Source organism: Clostridium sp., from assembly GCF_030532265.1.
Classification (GTDB): Bacteria; Bacillota; Clostridia; order Clostridiales; family Clostridiaceae; genus Clostridium.
In genome coordinates, this window is record NZ_JAUNLM010000033.1 from 1 (window position 1) to 24151 (window position 24151).

The following is a 24151-nucleotide window of genomic DNA, read 5'->3' on the forward strand; positions in this document are numbered from 1 at the left end:
AAATTTGGTTTTTTAGCTAATGAAACAGCATTACCTTCTGAAGCTTCTGCTATTCCAAAACCATCTAGTATCATTAACATTACTGGTTTCTTTGCCATTACTCTACCTCCATTTATTTACTTTAATAAATAATAAAAATATTACTATTATACTCTACTTTTTTCATTTATATTATACTACAATATAATAATACAAACAATAAAAAGCAATAGTATGAAAGAATTGCTATTATTCAATCATGACTATTGCCTTTTATGTTAATTCTAAATATTAATCAATTAATTAATATTAGTAGTTAACGATTTGAGCAAAGTCTGAAGCTACTAAGCTAGCTCCTCCAACTAAAGCTCCATCGATATCTGATTGAGCCATTTGCTCTTTTATTGTAGCTGGCTTAACTGATCCACCATATTGAATTCTTACTTTATCAGCAACTTCTTGTCCGAACATTTCAGCTACAACTTTTCTGATTGAAGCTATAGTTTCGTTTGCTTGTTCTGATGTAGCAGTTTTTCCAGTTCCGATAGCCCAAATTGGTTCATAAGCTATAACAACTTTTTCTGCTTCTTCTTTAGTTAATCCTTCTAAATCAGCTTTGATTTGTCCTGCTAAAACTTCTACATATTTTCCTGATTCTCTTTGCTCTAAAGTTTCTCCACAGCAAAGGATTGGAGTTATGTTGTGCTTAAGTGCAGCTTTAACTTTTTTGTTACAAGTTTCATCAGTTTCGTTGAAGTATTCTCTTCTTTCACTGTGTCCGATTACTACGTATTCAACACCCATAGCTTCAAGCATTCCTGGAGCAACTTCTCCTGTGAAAGCTCCACTTTCTTCAAAGTGCATGTTTTGTGCAGCTATTTTAACATTTGATCCTTTAGCAGCATTTACAGCAGCTTCTAAACATACGAATGTTGGGCAAAGAACTACATCACAAGTAGCATCCTTTACTAATGGTTTAAATTCGTTAATGAACTCTACAGCTTCTGCTGGAGTTTTGTGCATTTTCCAGTTTCCTGCGATTATTGCTTTTCTCATTAAAATCACCTCTAAATTTATTTAATGTTTTTAACCAAATTTAATAAAACATAGAGCCACTCTTTTTTTCTCTATAAAGAGTGGCAATATTTATTTATAAAAACTATTTAGGCAGCTTATTAGCTATTTAAAGCATCTATTCCTGGTAATACCTTACCTTCTAAGAATTCAAGTGATGCTCCACCACCAGTTGAGATATGAGTCATCTTATCTCCAAATCCTAATATATTTACAGCTGCAGCTGAATCTCCACCACCAATTATAGTTGTAGCATTTGAATCAGCCATAGCCTTAGCTACTGCAATTGTACCTTTGTTGAAGTTTTCGAATTCGAATACTCCCATTGGTCCATTCCAAATAACTGTTTTAGCATCTTTAATTGCATCAGCATATAATTTTTCTGTTTTTGGTCCAATATCTAATCCCATGCTTCCAGCTGGAATGTTTTGATCTTCAGTAATAGTAGCTTCTACATCTTTAAATTCTGTAGCTACTCTGTGATCTACTGGTAATAAGAAATTAACTCCCTTAGCTTTAGCTTTTTCAATCATTTCTTTAGCATATTCAATTCTATCTTCTTCAACTAATGAAGTTCCGATTTCGTATCCTTGAGCTTTTAAGAATGTGTAAGCCATTCCTCCACCTATTATTAAAGTATCAACTTTATCTAAAAGGTTATTTATAACTGCAATTTTATCTGAAACTTTAGCTCCTCCTAAGATTGCTACAAATGGTCTTTCTGGATTTTCAACAGCATCTCCTAAGAATTTTAATTCTTTTTGGATTAAGTATCCACATACAGCTGTATCTATGAAATCAGTAACACCAACTGTTGAACAGTGAGCTCTGTGTGCTGTTCCGAAAGCATCATTTACAAAAATTTCAGCAAGTGAAGCTAATTCTTTTGAGAATTCTTCTCCATTTTTAGTTTCTTCTTTTCTATATCTAGTGTTTTCTAATAAAACAACGTCTCCGTCTTTCATTTCAGCTACTGCTTTTTTAGCATTTTCTCCAACAACATTGTTGTCAGCTGCAAAAACAACTTCTTTTCCAAGCATTTCGCTTAATCTCTTAGCAACTGGTGCTAATGATAATTCTGGCTTTGGTTCTCCCTTTGGTTTACCCATATGTGAACAAAGAATAACTTTAGCACCATTGTCAACTAAATATTTGATAGTTGGAAGTGCTCCGTTTAATCTATTTTCATCAGTTATAACACCATCTTTTAGTGGTACGTTAAAGTCACATCTTACTAAAACTTTTTTACCTTTTACATTGATATCTTCTATAGTCTTTTTATTGAAGTTCATTCTTTTCACCTCTTAAAATAAATTATACCTATATTTTAAAATAGTCTGGCCTTATAGCCTTATACTACAAAACCAGACTTATAAAACTTTATGTTTACTATCTAATTAATAGACTACTTTAAGTTAGCGAAGTATCCTAAAGTTCTGATTAATTGGTTAGTGTATGACATTTCGTTGTCGTACCATGAAGCAACTTTAACTAATTGTTCTCCGTTAACTTCCATGATCTTTGTTTGAGTTGCATCGAATAATGATCCGAAGCTTATTCCGATAACGTCTGATGATACTATTGGATCTTCAGTGTATCCGAATGATTCGTTTGCAGCAGCTTTCATTGCAGCGTTTATTTCTTCAGCAGTTACTTTCTTGTCAAGTACACATACTAATTCAGTTAATGAACCAGTGATTACTGGAACTCTTTGAGCGTTTCCGTCTAATTTTCCAGCTAATTCTGGGATAACTAATCCGATTGCTTTAGCAGCTCCTGTTGAGTTAGGAATGATTGATCCTGCAGCAGCTCTAGCTCTTCTTAAATCTCCTTTTCTGTGTGGAGCATCTAAAGTGTTTTGGTCATTTGTGTAAGCGTGGATTGTAGTCATGAATCCTTCTTTTAATCCAAATGAATCATTTAATACTTTAGCCATTGGAGCTAAACAGTTAGTTGTACATGAAGCACCTGAAATAACTGTGTCTTCTGCTTTTAATATTTCGTTGTTTACGTTGAATACAACTGTTGGAAGGTCGTTTCCAGCTGGAGCTGATATAACAACTTTCTTAGCACCTGCTTCGATATGAGCTGAAGCTTTTTCTTTTGAAGCGAAGAATCCAGTACATTCTAATACGATGTCTACTCCTAATTCTCCCCATGGTAATTCAGCTGGGTTAGCATTTGCAGTAACTTTGATTTCTTTTCCGTTTACTACGAAAGCTCCTTCTTTAACTTCGATTTCTCCATCGAATCTTCCTTGTGCTGAGTCATACTTGAATAAGTGAGCTAACATTTTAGCATCTGTTAAGTCATTGATTGCAACAACGTTAAATTCTGGGTTGTTGATCATTAATCTTAACGCTAATCTTCCTATTCTTCCAAATCCATTAATTGCTACATTTACCATAATGTAAATACCTCCTAAAAATAGCTTTTATAAAAAATTTTTTTATAAACAAATTAATTGTTACAACTGCTTAAAATATCTAAGATAGATCTTGCAGTAGCTTCATCGGTGATTAAAACACCATTTTCATTATTTTTTTGAGTCGCTATAATCGGCTCAACTTTATTTTTTCCACCAGCCACGACAATATGCGTGTTAATTTTTCTGGCTTCATCTATATTTATTCCAATAGCGGTTGTACTTGAAACCACTGTTGAATTTTTATCAAAATAACATCCAAATGCTTCTCCTACAGCATTAAGTTCTGTTAGTTTTTTTACACTTTCTTCAGTAAGACCTCTTTTTTTAGCCATTTCAAAAGCATCACCAACACCATATATAAATATATCAGCATTGTGTATACTATCTACTACATCTTTTATAGAGTCTTCTTCTTTTAAAGAATTTAAAACCTTTAAACTAACACTTTCTGGTACATGAAGCATCTTATAAGTTCCATTAGTTTTCTTAGCAAGTAATGCTACTAATGTATTAGCTTGTGTTTCTACATTTCTACCAAGTCCACCTCTTGCTGGAACTACTAAAACATTTGGAACATTTCTTATACTTCCAAAAGCTTCAACAACTTCCTTAACTGAAGTTCCTCCAGTTAGCGCAATAATTGAATTGGCTTTTATTATCTTTCTTAAGTAATTAGACGCTGCTTTACCAATATCTTTAAGTACTGATTGATTAACATTTATATCCCCAGGTACTACTATAACATCTTTTAAATTTAGAGCTGTCTTAATTCCTTTTTCTATTTCTGATAATCCTCTAACTTCATGAATAAATTCACTTAGTTTATCAACTATCTCTTCACCAGCACTTGTTACATTCATACCTGCTGTGTTAATTTGTATTAATCCTTGACCTTTAAGAAAACTTACTTCTGTTCTAACTACCCTTTCACTAAGTAAAAGTTCATTAGCTAAAACTCTTCTTCCTATAGGCTGATTTAAAAATATAGTCCTTAATATATTGTACCTTTTCTCGAGTACCTCTATAAGTTCAGGAACTATCTTTTTCTGTAGCTTTAATATTTCCTGCAACTTCAACACTCCTTTGGTCATAAAGCGTCCCATACTTAATGTTTTTGTCCCACAATCTTATTATAAGTTATATTAACTAATTTTTAAAGTATAAATTTTATTTTTTTTCATTTTTATCCCTAATTTAACGTTTTGTTTTATATTTAATTAAATATTTTATTTTATATTTATAATCTTTTTCTCTTGCTTGAGGACCTTATTTGCATTTCCTCTCTGTATTTTGCCACAGTTCTTCTTGATATATTCATACCATTTTCTTTTAATTTATCACTTATATTTTGATCTGAATAAGGCTTCTTTTTATCTTCTGATTCTATAATTTCTTTTATTTTATTTTTTATTTTTATAACTCCTGTATCCTCACTATTTAATGAAGAAATGCTTGTTGTAAATAAATCCTTTATTCTAACTGTTCCTCTATCAGTTAATACGTATTTATCTTTAACTGCTCTACTTATTGTTGATTCATGAACTTGTAGTTCTTCTGCAATTTCTTTTAAAGTCATAGGCTTTAAAAAATTATATCCCTTTTCAAAATATTCTCTTTGTTTTATTATTATTATTTCCAAAACCCTATATAATGTACTTCTTCTTTGTTCTATACTTTTTATTAAAAATAAAGCTTTATTAAGCCTATCCTTTACATAATTTGATGCAATTTCATCATTGTTAGTTAATACATCTTTATAAGTTTTATTTATTGATAACTTAGGTACAACACTATCATTCATTATTATTATAAATTCACCATCTAATTCTCTTATAGCTGCATCTGGAATGATAAATTTCACTTCTTCCCCAGTATAAAATCCTCTTGATGGTTTTGGTTCTAACCTTTTTATTATATCTCCATATCTTTGTGCTTCTCTAGGTGATATATTTAACTTTTTAGCAATAACTCCGTATCTATTTTCAGCTATATCTTCAAGATTTTCTTCAACCATTTTTACTATAATGTCATCATCTAAAGCTAATTTATTTAATTGAATAAGTAAACACTCTTTTATATTTCTAGCTCCTATGCCGTAAGGCTCAAGATCTTGCACTATTTTTAAGACTTCTTCACCTTTTTCTTCACTTATTTTAAGTTCATTGCATATTTGCTTTAAATCACATTCTAAATATCCCCTATGATCTAAATTTTCTATTATATAATCTCCGATTTCTAGTGTATATTCATCTATATAAACTTCCATTAGTTGTTCATGTAAATATTCTTTTAGTGATTTTTTTTCAGATATAAAATTAAATGGGGATAATTCATCATTATCATAATTTCCATAACTTTGAGCTCCATAATTATCAAACTCAAAGTATTTTATCATTTCTTTATAATCATACTTGTCCATAAATTTTTCTTCACTTATTGAAGACTTTTCCTGACTTGTATCTTTTATGTCCAATATTGGATTTTCCTCAAATTCTTTATCTATGTATTCTCTTAAATCATTTACTGACATTTGAAGCATTTTTATAGACATTTGCATTTCTTGTGTCATAACTAATCTTTGCTCTTGCGTAAGATTCATAGAATACTCCATCTTCATAATATCACCCTTCTCTACACACATTTATTACTATAAAAAATTACAATATAACTCTTCTTAATATGTAAAAATTTAATATGATTTAATATAAACTAATTTAGATGGAGTTATTCTCCATCTAAATTAACTCTAAGCAATATTCTTTTTAAATTATTATATCATATACTAATTTACTTACAAACTAAATTGTAATTGTTTTCTGACATATCTACTTATTTATATATTATTACGCTTTAAATTCTATAACTTCATATAATTTTTTTGGTATTTGTAATTCTCCATTTTTTATCATCTCTTTATATTTTTTTAAGTTTTCCATAGTTTTGTTAGATACACTTTGTTCTGTTGAAGGCGCATAATCTATTATTTCTTCTTTTACTCCGTATTCTTCAAGATTATCTATGCCACTTTTAAAACTTCCCTCTTTAATTTCTTTACAAGCTTTTAATACGGATTTATCAACTTTTTTAATCATTGATGATATTATTTGGTCTTTATATTCTGGAAGTTCTATCTTTTGATCTACGTCTATACCGATAGCCAACTTTCCTCTTTCTTTAGCAGCTTTAAACACTCCCAATCCTGCTTTTCCACATGCTTGAAATAAGATATCACAACCTTGATCATACAATTCTATAGCTTTCTCATATCCTTTTTTTTCATCTGAATAAGTTTGAATAAATCTAGTATTTATTCCGTCTATTAATCCTTCTGCAGCCTTTTCATTTACAGTTTTTACACCCGCTATATAACCATTGCAAAATTCTAATCCCTTCTCATCATTTAAAGCCCCTACAAACCCTACATTATTAGCTTTTGTTTCTCCTCCGGCAACTATTCCCATTAAAAATGCTCCTTCTTGATGCTTAAATAATATAGATTTAACATTAGCTTCTTCAACTTTAGAATCTATTATTGCAAAGCTTTTATCTCTTCTTTCTCTTGCAACCTTCTCTACAGCCCCTTTTGTTTCCCTTCCCATACATATTACCATTGCTGTATCTCCTATTGTTTTTCTAAGTAAATTGTCAATTCCCTCATTTCTTCCTTCAACTTGAGATGAAAACTCTACATATTCTGTTGCTATATCATATTTCTCCTTTGCTTCATCAGCACCCTTCTTAGCAAGGAATCCAAATGATTTATCATTAAAATCTTGAGCCATAAGAGCAACATTTATCTTTCCTCTATGCACCAACCCTGCTCCATTTTTACATCCCCCTACTAACATAATTAAATATAAACTTATCAATAATAACAGTAATACTGAGATTTCTCTATTTTTATTTATTTTATCCATAAATTTCTCACCTCTATAAAATTTATCAATTTTATCTTTTCCTAAAAATATTTTTTAATACAAAATAAAAGAAGCATCAAAATTGATGCTTCTTTATATTTAAATATATTTTATTTATTTAATTTTTCACTTATAAAAAATAATCCACCTGCTTTATTTCCTGAATGTATTCCTACTGAACATCCAACAGGTCCTTCTATATAATCAATATTATTGCTTTCTAAATATTCTTTAAGAGGCTGAGTTATTTCATTATAATTAACATCTACTAAAAGTACTGGCATATCTTTTCTTGGAACAAGTTCTTCCATATCACTTATAATTCTCTTAACCGCTTTTTTAGGTCCTCTTACTTTACCTTTTACATCCATAACTCCATCTTTAACTTCAAGTATAAGTTTTATTCCAAGCATTCCTGTAACAACACTTACAGCTTTTGGAAGTCTTCCACCTTTAACTAAATTATCTAAAGAGTCAAAACTTAATGAACTATTTATATATGGTTTTACTTCTTCTAATTCATTTACTATTTCCTCTATTTTTAATCCACTATCTCTAAGCTTTGCTGCTTTTAAAACTAAAATACCAAGTCCAGCTGTTATTGTTTGCGAATCTACAATATATACATCATCTGTCTCTAACATTTGTTTTGCAACACATGCTGATTGATATGTTCCACTCATACCTGATGACATTAACACAGCTAAAACTTTGTAACCTTCATCAATATATTTTTTATATGTTTCCACAAATCTATTTGGAGTAATCTGACCTGTTGTTGGAAATACATCACCTTCATCTATTCTTTTGAATACCTCATCTAATGTTATTTCAACACCATCTAGATAACTTTCTTCTCCAAAATTTATAAGAACTGGTAATACCTCAATATCCAATTCACTCAAAAGCTCTTTTGGTAAATCAACGGTACTATCTGTTATAATTTTAATCTTTTCCATTCACTCAGTCCCCCTTTATTTTATTTCATATTAGGAAATCCCATCTGTCTTAATGCTTCATATGCAACAATAGCAACTGTGTTTGAAAGATTTAAACTTCTAGTACTTGTCTTAATCATAGGTACTCTTAATCCTTCATGAGCATTATGAACATCTTCCGGCACTCCACAAGTTTCCCTTCCAAACATAATAAAATCCCCTTCATTAAACTTAATTTCATCATAATGTTCTCCACCATGAGTTGTTGCTAAATATATTTTTTTATCCCCATACTTTTTCATGAACTCTTCATAACTTTCATGTACCTCAAGTTGTAATTCATCCCAGTAATCAAGACCTGCTCTTTTTACTTGTTTTGAACTTATATCAAATCCTAAAGGCTTTATTAAATGTAACTTAGATCCAGTTAAAACACAAGTTCTTGCTATATTTCCAGTATTTTGTGGTATCTCTGGTTGATACATAACTATATTTAAATTCAAAAAAATCACCTTCCATAATCATATAAACAGAAAAAAGAAGATGAATTCACATTCATCTTAAGCTTTCAAAAGTTTATCTTTAAACTTATAATAAAAATAATACTACATCCATTCTCTTTAGTCAAAGAATTTAAACCTCTCTATAATATTAATATTTTAATTTAAATACTATAAAATTATTTTTTAAATAATATACTTTATTATACAATTACTAATATATTTTTTTAAATTTTCTTCAAAAAAGCTTTTAACTTCTTCTAATGTTTCCTTGTTATAAACATACTTTGTATAACCAAATTGACCATATTTTAAAGTTCTATTTTCTTTATCCATTGGAAGTTTTGATTTTGGATAAACACTTAATATTTGATTTTTAGCTCTCTCTGTATACCTATGAGTTATTACTTCTATTTCAATTTTTCTTTCTTTATCATTAAACTCATTTCCAATTCTTTTTATTAAATTTAAATATTCATCTTTATAATTATCATATAAAAATACAGGAGCTATTATAAAACCAATTTTATATCCGTCATCGTACAACTTTTTAGCTCCTTTTATTCTTTCTTCAAAGCAGTCGGTTCCTCTTTCAAATTCATTTATAATTTTATTTGTATTTAGACTAAATCTTATTGTTGTTCTTCCATTATGCTTAGCACCAATTAATGAATCTATATCTTTAAATTTAGTTACAAATCTAAATAAACTATATTCATTTGCTCCAAAAAATTCTATGGCACGTTTCATAGAACCAGTATATTCTTCAACAGGTATTGGATCTGATGTTGCAGCACCTTCAAATACAGTTATAGCAGGCTTTCTTTCTTCTATATATTTTAATGCTTTATTTAAAATCTCATCTATATTTACATATATTCTACTTGATGGTCTCTTTCCAAGCTGAGTATTTAAATAACAATATTCACACATACCACTACATCCACTTAATAATGGTAATTGATAGTGAGCAGATGGCTTACAACTTTGAAATTCAGTTATTTTTCTAACTGCTATAACTAAAGTTTTCTTCCCAGATACAAAACTCTGTATCGGTGTTTCTCCTTTTTTACCAGTAACTCTGCCACCTTTATTTATTACTATATTTTTATTTTCTTTTTTAAATTTCTCTAATAATTTTTTGCCTAAAGGATATTGTAATGATTTCTCATCAAATACTATTTTAGATGGATTAAACATAAAATCACCTCTATAATAGTATTTCTCTATCTCTTATTTAATATAAATTTTTCTAATGCTTTTCTAACTCCATCATTTATATTTGTATCTGTTATATAATTTGCTTTCTCTTTAAGCTCTAAAATTCCATTTCCCATAGCTATACCAAGTCCAGCATATTCTATCATTGATATATCATTTTCATTATCACCTATACAAATTATTTCTTCTCTTCTAATGCCATAATATTTAGCTAACATTTTTACAGCATTTCCTTTTGAAACACCTATTTTATTTATTTCTATACTTCTTCCCCCTGAACAGTAATATGTTATTCCTTGAATTTTATCTATTTCTCGTCTAAATAATTCTGTTCTTTCTTTTAAAGGTGAAAACATTATACATTTAGTTACTTTACCTTTATATGCTTTTATACTATCGTCAATATTTTTTAAATCTTTAAGAACTTTAATATTTACAGGAAAGTCTCTATTTCTTATATCTGGTAAAACTATTTTTGCAATTAAACTGCTTAAAACACTATTTGTTATTACTTCATCAATTGTATGTAAATGCAATACAACCTTGCACTTTTTAGCTGCTATAAGCAATTTCTTTATAATATCTATATCTAATTCGCTTTTAAATATAGGTTTATCTTTATATTTTTCCTTTATAACAGCTCCATTTCCAGCAATTACAAAATCTGATGCACCAATAAGATTAGAATAATATGCTGCATTATTGTAAAGCCTTCCTGTTGTAACAACTACTTTAATTCCTCTTTTACTAACCTCTTTTACAGCCATTTTATTTTCTTCTGATATAGATTTTCTCTTTCCAAGCATAGTTCCATCCATATCTATACATACCATTTTATAAATCATATATACATCTCCAATATCTTTCTATAACAAAAGCAAGTTATATATTATAACTTGCTTCATTTAATAATACATTATTTATATTTTATGAAAAACTCTTATATTTTTCCATAAAAATTTATTCAATTAAAAGTTTAATAATTTAAAAAATTAATTTTTCTTAGTACCAACTCTAACCTTTCTCGGTACCATAGCGTAACTATCCGTAGATATTAATTCTTTCTTTATGACTTTACCATTTTCATAAGTTAATTGATATCCCTTTGAAACATATCCTGTTTGCCCATTAGACTCAACAATTCTTGTTCCTTCTTTAAGATTTGGATCTTTTATTATCTCCTCTTTTGGATTTATAACATTAAGTATTTCATTTGTCATATCATAACTTCTTCCTTTTAATCCATCAACATTACCATATATTTTGAAGGTTACATTTTTGTTATGAGTTATTCCTTTTATATATATTGGAAAATCATATGGATTTTTAAACTTATAATCTAAATATCCCCATGCAACAGTTGCATCAAGACTTGGATTTGAATATCCAACTGTTAATGAGTGATTATGTCTTTCTGTTGACCTAATATTTGCTCTCATTACAGCTCTATATAAAGTAGTTGAAACTTGACATATTCCACCACCAATATCTTTTACTATTTGATTATTTATATATGCATTTCCTTCTTTATAAAGACTTTTATCTTTTTGACTAGTTTTACTATAACTAAATTCTTCTCCTGGCATTAAAACTGTTCCATCAACAAATTCTGTTACAACTTGAATATTTGTTGACCTATTAGAATCTGATGATTTATATGATGTTGTAAATTCTCCAATAACACCATCAATTTTTGAAAGATCTTTTTTAGTTATTTTTGGCTTTACTTCTTTTTTCTCTACTATTATTTTAGTTTGATTTTCTATATCACCATTTAATTCTTTTTTTAATTTATTATCCAAATCCTTTTTATCTATTCCATAACCAATTTGTTCTGGAGTTATTGAAATATCTCCATTTATAGATATACTAGCATTTTTAGGTAATGTAGTAAATTTGTCAACTATTTTGTTTTCTAATAATTCTAGTTTTTTATTGTTATAACTAAAGTTAAGTTGAACTTCTTGTTTTGAATTATTTTTATTTTTTATTAAAGAATTTTTCTTAAAAAAACTTGAATCTTTCCCATAATTAAATGCTTCATCTACTGCCTTATCAATATCATATTTAGGTGATATTTCAGAATACTTTGCTTTATACTCTTTATCTTTTCCTTTAATATTTACTACTATATCTTTATCATCTATTTTTTTTGTATAATTATTTTTTATTACAGATTTTGCTTCTTCTTTTGTCATACCACCAACATTTACTTCTTCAATAAATACATTTGGATAAATTTTATTATTCCATTCATTTATTGTTTTATTGGCTGATACTCCATATGAAACTCCACCTATAATTGCAATTGAAGATATAACAATAGTTCCTATAATTAATTTTTTTCTCATATTATCATTTTTATTTAATTTCCCATCTTCACCTGTACCCATTATATACTCCCTTCGTTCATTTTAATTCCCTTCTAATCATTTACATTATATAACATATCATATTTATTTTTAATACTTTTTTATTTATTAAAGAGTCTTTCAAATTTTTTTATCTTCGAAAGACTCTTATTAATTTAATAATTATTATTTTATATTAATCTACCATCCAACTTATATAAAGTTCTAATTTGTGATGTTTCTCCATCATAATCAAAAGCTTCTATAGTAATATTTAAAACTCTATTATTAGGTTTATAAATTTTACTTAAAGGTATTCTAAAAGATGTATCATCTCTATCAACTGTTCCAACCCAATAATTATCTATAAATATATTATATCCTAATAAATCTATATCATTATTTCTATTCCATGACACATAAATATACTCATTATCTCTCCAAGCTTTTAAACCATTAACTTGCTTTGGTTGCATTAAAATATCTAAATTATTTGGTCCCCAATTCGCATCAAGAGGATTATTAACTCCTTGAACTTTTTGACTTTCACTAAATTGCCAAATTCTCCATCTAGTCCAACCTCCTATATTAGGTGGAACTTTTGGATTACTTGGTATATTTGTATACATAGCAATCCAAAGAGGCATATTTTTTAAAGGATATGTTCCGTCACTATATTTAAAGTCATTATAAAGCTGTATAAAAAATAATCCTGTGTAAAGCATAAGTCTTCTTCTAGTTTTTTTCTCAAATCTTTGTCTAAATCTATCAACCCAATTAATTAAAGCATCTGTACTCATTTTAGGATCTATTGGTGCTTCAACATCTAATACTGGAAATAAATCTCCGTAATTTTTATTTCCAAATCCTCTTTGAAGAGTATCAATAAAATCATCACATTGTGAATCTGCAGTTAAAAGATTATAAGAAGGCATAGCATAATGGTATGCTCCTACTGGTATAGAAAATTTTCTACTTTCTACTGCATATTCTAAAAACTTTTTATCAACTCTAAAATATCCACTACCTGATCCAGAAGCTCTTAAATATAGAAAATCAACAGTTCTTGATAATACTGTAAAATCAACACCTTGGCTATATTCATTTATATCTATTCCAAAGGTACTTTTAGGATTTTTATCTTGCATAACTCCTCCAAAAGTAAAAATACTTATTCTTTATTAAGATATTAAATTAAACAGCTTAAGGTTACATGATTAAAAAAATTACTAAAATCTTATAATTTACTTAATTCGTAGTCTTATATAAAAACTTATATCATTTCCATAACATTCTCCCCAAATTTCACCTTTATGCATTTCTACTATATTTTTTGAAATGGCTAGCCCCAAACCTGATCCACCAAGACTTGTATTTCTTGATTCTTCCATTCTATAAAATCTATCAAATAATTTATCCATCTTTTCTTTTGGAATATTTTCCCCTCTGTTTTTTACAGCTATTGTTGCATATCCATCCTTTGCATAAACTCCAATTATTACAGCGCCGGGCTTATAAGAATATTTAACAGCATTAGTTAAAAGATTTTCTAAAACTCTAACCATTTTATCAGGATCTATATTTACTATTATTTTTTCATCAGCTAAAGTTTTTATTTGGTCTATACTTGAGCTCTCAAAATAAGGCTTTAATTCTTCTGAAACTTGCGCTACAAATTCACATAAGTTAACATCAACCTTATTAAGCTTTATTCCTTTATTATTATATTTTGTATACTCAAATAAATCTTCTATAAGAATTCTAAGTTTTTCAGCCTTATTATAAGCAATATCTAAGTACTCATTCATTGATTTTTCATCTGTATATCTTTTATCTTTTAATAAACCTATATATCCCATTATAGATGTTAAAGGAGTTCTTAAATCATGAGAAACATTTGTTATTAAATCGGCTTTAGTTTTCTCAGCTTCTTCTTGTGCCTCTATTCTGCTACTTATTTCCTTAGCCATATTATTAACATTTATAGCTATATTTGCAATTTCATCATTACCATTTTCACTTATACTATGAGATAAATCACCATCAGCTATATTCTTAATTCCCTTTGCAATTTCGTCTAAATATTTTGTTTTCTTATTAGTTAAAATTAAAAATGTTACTATAAATATTATTATAGATAAAGTTAATGCTAAATAAGAATTTGAAACAAAATAATCAACATATTCTATTCTTGCACTAGGAATTCCAGTATATATTATGTAATATTTCCCATTACCTATATCAATTGGATATATAATAGTATATTCTCTTGAATCATATTCATCTTTAGGATTTTTTGAAACATTTTTAAGTACTGTATAAATATCTATTTTTTCTTCAGATGCATTTTGATTTCTATACAAAACTTTTCCATCTATATCTGTTATATAAATTTTATCATTCCCATTAGAATAAGTATCCATTAACCTATTAAAGAAATTTTTATTATTTATTTTTACATCGCTATTTATACTTTCATGTTCTATTTTATTAACTATATCTTGAGCATTATGTTCCATATTACTATATTCATACCTAATTTCTGCTTTAGTATGAACATTTTTAAACATATCATTTAAAATTCCATATGATATTGTTGCAATTATAAAACATAAAGCAAATATAATCATAAGCTCAAATCTAATACTTTGTTTTATTTTAGTATCAAATTTTTGAATTAATTCTTTAAGCATAATTCCTATTTTTGTTTTTTTAAAGTCTTCATATTTTCTTTTTAATTTATCCCTTTTTCTTTCTTTTGGCTCCTTCTCTTTTTTATTTTTTCTATTTATCAATTTTATATCCTACCCCCCAAACTGTTTTTAAAAATCTAGGACTTCTTGGATTTTCTTCTATCTTTTCTCTTATTTTTCTAATATGAACCATAACAGTATTATCTGATTCCATATATTCTTGATCCCATACACTTTCATAAATATTTCTCATTGAAAATACTTTTCCGCGATTTTTAGCAAGTAAAACTAATATATCAAATTCCGTTGGAGTAAATCTTATACTCTTTTCTCCCAAAAACACTTCGTGAGTATCTAACTTTATACATAAATCATCTATAACTATCATTAATTCAGATTCTTCTTTTGGTTTATTATTAAACTTTTTATATCTTCTAAGCTGAGATTTTACTCTAGCTATTAATTCCAATGTATTAAAGGGCTTACTTAAGTAATCATCCGCTCCCATGTTAAGACCTAATATTTTATCTATATCCTCTGATTTTGCTGAAAGCATTATAATTGGTATTTCACTTTCTTCTCTTATTTTAAGGCAAGTTTCTATACCATTTAATTTTGGCATCATAACATCTAATATTACTAAATCTATTTCATTTTCCTTAAGTAAATATAATGCTTCTTCTCCATCTTGTGCTTTAATTGTTTCATATCCTTCACCCTTTAAATATATCTCAACTAAATCTCTTATCTCTTTTTCATCATCAACAATTAAAATTCTCTCTCTTCTCAAATTAATTCCTCCAAACTATTTTACTAGTATATTTAAGATTATAAATTTGACTTCTTAAATAATTAAATAACATTTCCTTAATAAATTCTTAAAAGTTTTAAGGTTAAATTAAAAGGCTAAACTATTAAAGCTTAGCCTTTTTTATTATAAAGTTTATTATCTTTTTTCTTTTAATGAAGTTTCAATTATATCATCTATTAATCCACTATATGAAATATTTATTCCAGCTGCACTTTTTGGGAATAAACTGTTTTTAGTCATACCTGGTAAAGTATTAACTTCTAATATATATGGAACCTTATCTTCTGTTACTATCATATCAACTCTTGCATATACTGAACATTTTAATGCTCTATAAGTTAAAAGAGCCATTTTTTCAACTTCTTCATGTAAATCTTCTTCTAAATTTATTATAAACTCATCAGCTCCACCATCTTGATATTTTGATTCAAAATCAAAAAACTCTGATTTTGGTTTTATAGCAAGTACCGGATACATTTTATCATTAAATATAGGACAAGTTATTTCTTCTCCTTTTATAAACTTTTCAATCATAACTTCTGTATCCCATTTAAATCCTTCTTCTACTGCATGTAAAACTTCACTTTTATCTTTTATAATAAATGTTGCAACACTTGATCCACCGTGTGTTGGTTTTATTACTACTGGATAACCAAGTTCTTCTATTTTATCATAATCTATTTCTTCTACACTTCTTACATTTATCCAAGGTGCTGTTCTAATTCCTGCTGCTTTTAAAAGACTTTTTGTCATATCTTTATCCATACAAGCTGCACTACTTAATGGGCCACAACCTGAGTAAGGTATATTTAAACATTGTAAAACTGATTGAACAGTTCCATCTTCACCAAATTGACCATGAAGTGCAAGTAATGCAAAATCTATTTTTTCATCTCTAACTTTATTTATTATATCTTCTTTTTTATCTATAACAATTTTACAAACATCATATTTACTAGTATCTATATTTTCTAATATTGATTCTCCACTGTTTAATGATATCTCTCTTTCTGATGAGATACCCCCCATTATAACTCCAACTTTCATAATGTACCTCCAAAAGCATATAAATTTTCAACTTATAATATTATATCACTATATTTTATAAAATGCATAAATTTAATATGAAATTTGCATTTATTTGTAGAATAGTATATTGTTATCATAGTAAAATTTTATAGGAGGATTTTCATATGAATAATAAAAATAAAGCTATTATACTTATGATAATATCAGCTCTTTCATTTGCTGTTATGAGTACATTTGTAAAGCTTGCTGGCGATTTGCCATCAATAGAAAAAAGTCTTTTTAGAAATCTTGTAAGTTGTATAGTTGCTTTTTATGTTATAAGAAAAAGCGGTGATAGTTTATTTGGTAAAAAAGAAAATAGAAAATTTCTAATTGGTAGAGCTCTTCTTGGAACTCTTGGAATTATAGCTAACTATTATGCAATAGAACATTTAATATTAGCTGATGCTAATATGTTAAATCAACTTTCACCATTTTTTGTAATAATATTTTCTAGCCTTTTCTTGAAAGAAAAAATTACAAAAAATCAATTTATAATTTTAATAACTGCATTTCTTGGAAGTTTATTTATAATAAGACCTTCCTTTAGTTTAGAAATAATTCCTGCTTTAGTTGGATTATCTTCAGCTATATTTGCTGGGGCAGCTTATACTTTTGTTAGATTTTTAGGTAATCGTGAAAAAGGTCCTACTATAGTATTCTTTTTCTCATTATTTTCAATATTATTTACATTACCTTTTGTAATCATAACATTTAAGCCTTTTAGTATAATTCAATTATTTTATTTATTAATGGCTGGAGTAGCTGCATCTGTTGCTCAATTCTCATTAACTTCAGCATACAAATATGCACCAGCAAAAGAAATTTCAATATATTCATATACACAAATAATATTTACTGCCTTTATAGGTTTTATTTTATTCGGACAAGTGCCAACTAAATTTAGTTTTATTGGTTATGCAATTGTAATTATTGCTTCAATAGCTATGTTTATATATAACAATAAATTATCTAAAAAAGCATAAAAATATAAAAAAGCTAAGGTAAATAGCCTTAGCTTTTTTTACATATATTGTTTTTTATCCTTCCATTTACAAATATGATTAAGAGGACATTCAAAACATTTTGGTCTTTGTGATGAACAGCATCTTCTTCCATGAAAGATTAAAAGATGATGCGTTAAAGACCATTCTTTCTTAGGTAATTCTTTTTGAAGTTGCTTTTCTACTTCTAAAACATTTTCTGAATTAGCTAATCCTAGTCTATTAGAAACTCTAAATACATGTGTATCAACAGCTATAGATGGAATATTAAATGCATTTGATAAAACCACATTTGCAGTCTTTCTTCCAGCTCCAGCAAGTGATGTTATTCCTTCCATTGTATTTGGAACTTCACCATTAAAATTTTCTTTAAGTTGTCTTGCCATAAGAACTAAGTTTTTTGCTTTATTTCTATATAAACCAATTTGTTTTATTCTTTTTTCAAGATCTTCATTAGTTAAAGTTAAAAATGAATCTAAATCTCCATAATCTCTAAAAAGACTTTCTGTTACTTCATTAACTTTTTTATCAGTAGTTTGAGCTGATAAAATAGTTGCTACTAATAATTGAAAAGGTGTTTTATAATTTAATTCACATTTTGCATCTGGATAAGTTTCTTTTAATATATCAAGTATTTCTTTTGTTCTCTTCTTCATAATTCACACCCCATTTTTTTCTTTTAAATAAACTCGCCCTAAAAATATTAGAGCGAGTCTTAAAATATTATTTGTATACACCTCTATAACTTTCTGGCAATTCTTTAGCTATAGATTTCATTAAAAATTCCATACATCTATCATCATATTCATGCTTTGTTTCTTCTTTTTCTTTTTTAGGTAAAGTTACTGGATCACCAAAATTTAAATATACATCAGCATCTTGCCAAACCTCTCCACCCATATCTCCATCTTTGCATATAGGTAAAAGTTTTTCTGTTCCTGACATACCTATTGGAATAACAGTTACATTTTTTACCTTAGCAAGAAGTAGTATTCCTTTTTTCCCCTCAATCATAGCACCTGTTCTACTTCTTGTTCCTTCAGGGAATATTAAAAGATTTTCTCCACCTCTTAATACTTTAACCATTTTTGTCATAGCTTCCTTATCAGCTGTGTTTGGTTTTATTGGAATATTTTTAACCATTTTTATACCTATATTAGTTATAGGATCTCCTGATAACTTAACTCCAGCTACAAAATATGGGTCAAAGTCTTCTTTTAAAATTTTATTTAAAAGTAATCCATCAGAATTACTCAAGTGATTACATATAAAGACTATAGGGCCTTTTATATCTTTTATTTTTTCATATCCACTGATATGTAAATTTGCATGTTTTTTTATGTACCCGTCAGTAATTTTCTTTCCAACGTACACCACTAAGCTTTCTGGTAACATTCCTATAATCTTCGCCATAAATGGTGATAACATAAAATCCCCACCCACTTCCTATAATATTAATCAATCTATATTATATTCTAGATGCTTATAAAAGTCTATCTATATAATTATTTATATAAGGAGATTCACTTTTTATATTATCTATACTTTCTTTTTTTAATTTAAACTTTCTTATTATAGCATTTCTTATTAAAATATTTTTTCCTCTCCATCCACAAGATGTAGTTTTATAAGATTCTTTAAATATTTTATTGTTTAAATTTATTATAAAATCCTCATTATCATTTTTCATAAATTCTTTTACTTTAAAACTTTCTATATTTGAGAACTCTATATGTTCATTATATGGACATTTTAATTGACAGCTATCACAACCAAATATTCTTCCATTTAATAAATTCAATTCATTATCATTTAAGTCCTTCTTTTGAGTTAAATATGAAACACAAATATTAGTATTTTTTCTAAATTTATTAATAGCTTTAGTTGGACATTCCTTAAAGCAAATAGTACAATCACCACATTTTTTATATTCCATAGATTCTTGTAATGTAATTTTATCCTCTTCAAATATTTCCAAATCAGTTATTATTTCTCCTAAAAAAACATAAGAACCATATTTTTCTGTTATTATCATATTATTTTTGCCAATAAAGCCTATACCTGCTAAACTTGCAATATATCTCTCAGGAAGAGAGTTACTATCTACTAACGCTATGCTATTTCCGCCTAAACTATTAATAAATCCACATATTTTTTCTAAGTATTCATGTAAAACTTTATGATAATCTTCTCCTTTTGTATAAATAGAAAAACCATTATTTTCAAAGTTTTCTAAATTAGCATAAGGGAAAGCTATTGATATAATAGTCTTCCCCTCTTCCATATATATATTAGGATTTATTCTTTTTTCTATATCCTCTTCTTCAAATTCATTTTGAAGATTTAAATCCTGTCTTTCTTTTAAGAAGCCTTTTAGTTCTTCAAATTTTCTGCACTTTATAAATCCAACTAAATCTAAATTTAGACTGCTGCAAAATTTTAAAATTTCATTTTTTATATCCATTTTCAAACACACTTTCTAAAACCTATATTTAAATTATCATTTCATTATATATATCTTTATATTTTCCTTCAACATCTTTAATAGTTATAATTTTAGAATTTACTTTTTTAACTACCTTTGCTGGTATTCCAACTGCTGTTTTATCATCTTCTATATCTTTTAAAACAACTGAGTTAGCTCCTATTTTAACATTATCTCCAATATTTATAGGTCCTAAAACTTTAGCACCACTCCCTATTATAACATTATTCCCAATAGTAGGATGTCTCTTTCCTTTATGCTTACCTGTTCCACCTAATGTTACTCCATGATATATAGTAACGTTATCACCAACTTCTGCTGTTTCTCCAATTACTACTCCCATTCCATGATCTATGAATAAACCTTTTCCTATAGTAGCACCAGGATGAATTTCAATTCCAGTAAAAAACCTACTTATTTGAGATACTAATCTAGCTAAAAAAAATAATTTATGCTTATATAATTTATTTGATATTCTATATGCAATTAATGCATGAACAGATGGATACAATAATAATACTTCTATTTTACCTCTTGCTGCTGGGTCTTCTTTTAATATTCTTTCCAAATCATAATTTAAATTTTTAAACATAACAGCAGTTCCTCCTTTAGATTTTAAAATTTTCTAATAAAGTCCCATTGATAAATATTTTTCTCCACCGTCTGGTGCTATCGCTAAAACTTTTTTACCTTTACCTAATCTTTTTGCTATCTTTTTAGCTGCAGCTATAGCACTTCCAGAAGATATTCCAACTAATACTCCCTCTTCTTTTGCAAATTCTCTAGCAGCTTCAAATGCTTCTTCATCTGTTATTGAAATTATTTCATCAACATATTTACTTTCATATATTGCAGGAATAAATCCAGCTCCTATCCCTTGTATTTTATGTGGCCCTGGTTTTCCTCCACTTAATACTTTAGAATTTTCTGGCTCAACTGCTACAGTTTTTAATTCTTTTATTTCTTCTTTTAATTTTTTTGATATACCTGTAACTGTTCCTCCTGTTCCAACACTTGCAATAAAAACATCTAAATCCTTTATATCGTTTAATATTTCAATAGCTGTAGTTTCATAATGTTTCTCTTTATTAGCGCTATTCTCAAATTGTTGTGGCATAAAATATCCATCTTTATTTGAAAGTTCTGTTGCTTTTTCTATTGCTCCTTTCATACCTTTGCTTCCATCTGTTAATATAAGTTCAGCTCCATAAGCTCTTATTAAAGCTCTTCTTTCTTCACTCATAGTATCTGGCATAACTATAATTACTTTATATCCTTTAAGTCTTCCTATCATTGCAAGAGCTATTCCTGTATTTCCACTTGTTGGCTCTACAATAACATCACCTTTTTTTAATAAACCATCTCTTTCTGCCTTTTCTATCATTCCAAGAGCAGCTCTATCTTTTACACTTCCACCTACATTAAATTTTTCAAGTTTTACGTATATGTCTGCACTATTTTCGTCTATACTATTCATTTTTAATATTGGTGTACTTCCTATCATTTCTAAACTATTTTTGTAAATCATATTAATACCTCCCAAAAACTTTTAATTTTATGTATAAAAAAAACTCCCTCTCTAAATATAGAGACGAAGTAACTTCCGCGGTTCCACTCTAATTGAATTAAAATAATTCCCCTTTAAAATTCAAGTACATAAAAATACTTTATCGCTATAACGGGCGAATCCGGAAAATCTTACTAAACTTTCAGATTACAACTCCAAAGGGCACTTCATATAAATTCTTGATAAAAAGCTCTCAGCAACACTTTTCTCTCTGTAATCTTCCTTTATACTACTTTCCTTTTTCACAGTTTTTAATTCAGAGTATTTTGATATGTTTTATAATATTATTATATTCTCTTTTATTTTATTGTCAACAACTTTTATAAAATTTTAAATTAAATTAAAAAGTGTAGTAATATTGTTTAAATAAAAATTTAAACAATATTACTACACATATATTCTAATACTTTTCTTTTGGTTTTCTATTCTTCTTTTTCCATAATGGATATAAATACTCATCTACTATATCATGAATTATAACTATACCAATAAGTTTTTCATCCTCATCAATTACCGGAACAGATAAAAGGTCATATTTATTCGCTATTTCTACAGCTTCATCAATATAATCTTCATGTTTTAAATAATTGATATTTGTCTCCATTATTTCACTTAATTTATTACTTCCATCACTTAATATTAATTCTCTTAAAGAAACTGATCCTTGTAATTTATCCTCATTATCAGTTATATAAATATAATACATAACTTCTTCGTCAGGTTGCATCTCTTTTAATATATCAACCGTTTCTTTAACAGTTATATCTAAATTTAAAGATATAAAGTCTTTAGCCATTATACTACCAACAGTTTCATCTTCATATTCTAAAAGTTCTTTTACTTCTTCAGCATCCTCTTTTTCAAGATTTACTAATATTTTTTCTCTTTCTTCTTCATCTAGTTCATCTAAAAGGTCTGCTATTTCATCACTTGGCATATTTTCTAAAAGTTCAGCTGCTTTACTTTCTGATAATTCCTTAATAATTTTCCCCTTATATTCCTGATCTAATTCTTCTAATGTATTTGCAGCTAAATCATCATCAAGTGATTCAAATACTTGTTTTCTTGATTTAGTATCTAGTTCTTCTAATATATCAGCAAGGTCTGCTGGATGTAGTTTAGAAAGCTTCTTATACGGTACTTGTAACTTTAAATTATTATTTATCATTTCTAATGATTCAACATCATCCCACATTAAAACTGTTTCTTCAAAACTTTTTCCAAGTAATTTATATATTGGCTTAACTAAAAAGCTTATCCCCATTCTCTTGTATCTAACAAGAGGTCCTGTTTCAACAGCTACTACTCTATATTCTCCTGCAATTTTAGCTATTCTTAAATCATCAACTCTAACTACCTTTTTTCCATTTATATCAACAATCTTTTTATCTAAAAGATGTCTTGATAAAAGGTAACTATAAGTTCTTGGCAAGATTTCTTTACTTCCCTTTGTATCTATTATTACTTTTCCATCAGCCTTATAAAAATTTATATCTCTAAATTCATAGTGATATATAGAACCATCTCTCTTTACTTTATAACCAATTATTTTTGGATATCCTTCTTCTGTTGTTACATATACATCCTTTAATACTCCCATAGTATCATTAAATTCATCATATATTTTTTTACCTAATATATCTGTATAAGAAAATACTGTCATTTGCTTCATTATAGCTCTCCTCCTTATTGCCTATAAGGGAAACCTTTAAACTATTAAATCATGACAGTACAAAAAGTTTGTAAATTAAATAGAAGTCTCCCTTAAGACATTATTGAGTTTTGGGTTGTCATTTAAATTGGGTCCAACCTCCATTTATTAATTCACCATCCTTTTTATTAAAATTTATAAAAATAAAAAATGGCTTTGTTATACCACAAAACCGCCTAAAGTTTTAAATAATAATTTTATATTATAAACTTATTCTATACTTACATTATATTATATTAAGATTAAAAGGCAACTACTTTTATAACATTTATTATTATTTAAACGTTTTTACACAACTATTTAAGCTAATTAATATTAAAGATTCGCCAAATATAGAATATGGAATAGGATTTATTCCTATCATTATAAATATAATATCTATTAATATAAATACTATTATTATC

23 protein-coding genes and 1 other annotated feature are annotated in these 24151 nt (G+C 27.5%); of the genes, 1 reads left to right on the top strand and 22 read right to left on the bottom strand.

Annotation, left to right across the window (positions count from 1 at the left end; translation table 11 throughout):
- The 16 genes from Q4E08_RS08145 to Q4E08_RS08220 form a co-directional block, all read right to left on the bottom strand.
- Positions 1-98: hypothetical protein (locus Q4E08_RS08145; RefSeq protein ID WP_303130108.1), on the bottom strand; the 98-nt coding region annotated here is incomplete at its 3' end.
- A 190-nt stretch (positions 99-288) separates the two neighbouring features.
- Positions 289-1035 carry a triose-phosphate isomerase gene (gene tpiA, locus Q4E08_RS08150; protein WP_303130067.1) on the bottom strand — a complete coding sequence of 249 codons (747 nt, stop codon included), beginning with the start codon at positions 1033-1035 and terminating at the stop codon, positions 289-291.
- A gap of 119 nt (positions 1036-1154) precedes the next feature.
- On the bottom strand, positions 1155-2345 hold the full coding sequence (gene pgk, locus Q4E08_RS08155) for a phosphoglycerate kinase (protein WP_303130070.1): 1191 nt from the start codon (positions 2343-2345) through the stop codon (positions 1155-1157).
- Between the two features lie 113 nt (positions 2346-2458).
- Positions 2459-3460: a type I glyceraldehyde-3-phosphate dehydrogenase gene (gene gap, locus Q4E08_RS08160; RefSeq protein WP_303130072.1), complete on the bottom strand. Its 1002-nt coding sequence runs from the start codon at positions 3458-3460 to the stop codon at positions 2459-2461.
- Between the two features lie 53 nt (positions 3461-3513).
- Positions 3514-4572 carry a sugar-binding transcriptional regulator gene (locus tag Q4E08_RS08165; RefSeq protein ID WP_303130073.1) on the bottom strand — a complete coding sequence of 353 codons (1059 nt, stop codon included), beginning with the start codon at positions 4570-4572 and terminating at the stop codon, positions 3514-3516.
- Positions 4573-4718: 146 nt separating this feature from the next.
- On the bottom strand, positions 4719-6098 hold the full coding sequence (rpoN, locus tag Q4E08_RS08170) for an RNA polymerase factor sigma-54 (protein ID WP_303130075.1): 1380 nt from the start codon (positions 6096-6098) through the stop codon (positions 4719-4721).
- A 226-nt stretch (positions 6099-6324) separates the two neighbouring features.
- Positions 6325-7398, bottom strand: a complete 1074-nt coding sequence (locus Q4E08_RS08175) for a BMP family protein (RefSeq protein WP_303130077.1) — start codon at positions 7396-7398, stop codon at positions 6325-6327.
- Between the two features lie 110 nt (positions 7399-7508).
- Positions 7509-8357, bottom strand: coding sequence for a DegV family protein (locus Q4E08_RS08180; RefSeq protein WP_303130079.1), 849 nt, complete (start codon positions 8355-8357; stop codon positions 7509-7511).
- 20 nt (positions 8358-8377) lie between these two features.
- Entirely contained in the window at positions 8378-8839 is a 462-nt protein-coding gene (locus Q4E08_RS08185; protein ID WP_303130081.1) for a tRNA (cytidine(34)-2'-O)-methyltransferase, read from the bottom strand.
- Between the two features lie 183 nt (positions 8840-9022).
- Positions 9023-10036 (bottom strand): spore photoproduct lyase, encoded by a 1014-nt coding sequence (splB, locus tag Q4E08_RS08190; RefSeq protein ID WP_303130083.1) that lies wholly within the window; start codon positions 10034-10036, stop codon positions 9023-9025.
- Between the two features lie 26 nt (positions 10037-10062).
- The gene (locus tag Q4E08_RS08195) at positions 10063-10902 is read right to left on the bottom strand and encodes a Cof-type HAD-IIB family hydrolase (protein WP_303130085.1); all 840 of its coding nucleotides are present in this window, start codon (positions 10900-10902) and stop codon (positions 10063-10065) included.
- 147 nt (positions 10903-11049) lie between these two features.
- Positions 11050-12450 carry a VanW family protein gene (locus Q4E08_RS08200; protein WP_303130087.1) on the bottom strand — a complete coding sequence of 467 codons (1401 nt, stop codon included), beginning with the start codon at positions 12448-12450 and terminating at the stop codon, positions 11050-11052.
- A gap of 149 nt (positions 12451-12599) precedes the next feature.
- Complete coding sequence (locus Q4E08_RS08205) at positions 12600-13556, bottom strand: glycoside hydrolase family 25 protein (RefSeq protein WP_303130088.1); 957 nt, start codon at positions 13554-13556, stop codon at positions 12600-12602.
- Positions 13557-13652: 96 nt separating this feature from the next.
- Positions 13653-15203, bottom strand: coding sequence for a HAMP domain-containing sensor histidine kinase (locus Q4E08_RS08210; protein ID WP_303130089.1), 1551 nt, complete (start codon positions 15201-15203; stop codon positions 13653-13655).
- Complete coding sequence (locus tag Q4E08_RS08215) at positions 15193-15891, bottom strand: response regulator transcription factor (RefSeq protein ID WP_303130090.1); 699 nt, start codon at positions 15889-15891, stop codon at positions 15193-15195. The genes Q4E08_RS08210 and Q4E08_RS08215 overlap by 11 nt, the downstream gene beginning before the upstream one ends.
- 156 nt (positions 15892-16047) lie before the next feature.
- Positions 16048-16959, bottom strand: coding sequence for a D-alanine--D-alanine ligase (locus Q4E08_RS08220; RefSeq protein ID WP_303130091.1), 912 nt, complete (start codon positions 16957-16959; stop codon positions 16048-16050).
- A gap of 146 nt (positions 16960-17105) precedes the next feature.
- Here Q4E08_RS08220 and Q4E08_RS08225 point away from each other — a divergent pair, with 146 nt between their 5' ends.
- A complete protein-coding gene (locus tag Q4E08_RS08225) occupies positions 17106-17966 on the top strand; it encodes a DMT family transporter (RefSeq protein WP_303130094.1) in 861 nt (286 codons plus the stop codon).
- 38 nt (positions 17967-18004) lie between these two features.
- Here the strand turns inward: Q4E08_RS08225 and nth are convergent, their stop codons facing one another.
- From nth to Q4E08_RS08255, 6 genes are all read right to left on the bottom strand, one after another.
- Positions 18005-18640, bottom strand: a complete 636-nt coding sequence (gene nth / locus Q4E08_RS08230) for an endonuclease III (protein WP_303130097.1) — start codon at positions 18638-18640, stop codon at positions 18005-18007.
- A 67-nt stretch (positions 18641-18707) separates the two neighbouring features.
- Positions 18708-19412: a 1-acyl-sn-glycerol-3-phosphate acyltransferase gene (locus Q4E08_RS08235; RefSeq protein ID WP_303130099.1), complete on the bottom strand. Its 705-nt coding sequence runs from the start codon at positions 19410-19412 to the stop codon at positions 18708-18710.
- Between the two features lie 55 nt (positions 19413-19467).
- Complete coding sequence (gene queG, locus Q4E08_RS08240) at positions 19468-20448, bottom strand: tRNA epoxyqueuosine(34) reductase QueG (protein WP_303130101.1); 981 nt, start codon at positions 20446-20448, stop codon at positions 19468-19470.
- Positions 20449-20476: 28 nt separating this feature from the next.
- Complete coding sequence (gene epsC, locus Q4E08_RS08245) at positions 20477-21061, bottom strand: serine O-acetyltransferase EpsC (RefSeq protein WP_303130102.1); 585 nt, start codon at positions 21059-21061, stop codon at positions 20477-20479.
- Between the two features lie 33 nt (positions 21062-21094).
- Positions 21095-21997, bottom strand: coding sequence for a cysteine synthase A (cysK, locus tag Q4E08_RS08250; protein ID WP_303130104.1), 903 nt, complete (start codon positions 21995-21997; stop codon positions 21095-21097).
- Between the two features lie 56 nt (positions 21998-22053).
- Positions 22054-22291 (bottom strand) — a binding site (T-box leader).
- 145 nt (positions 22292-22436) lie between these two features.
- Positions 22437-23708: a magnesium transporter gene (locus Q4E08_RS08255; protein ID WP_303130106.1), complete on the bottom strand. Its 1272-nt coding sequence runs from the start codon at positions 23706-23708 to the stop codon at positions 22437-22439.
- Positions 23709-24151 lie beyond the last annotated feature (443 nt).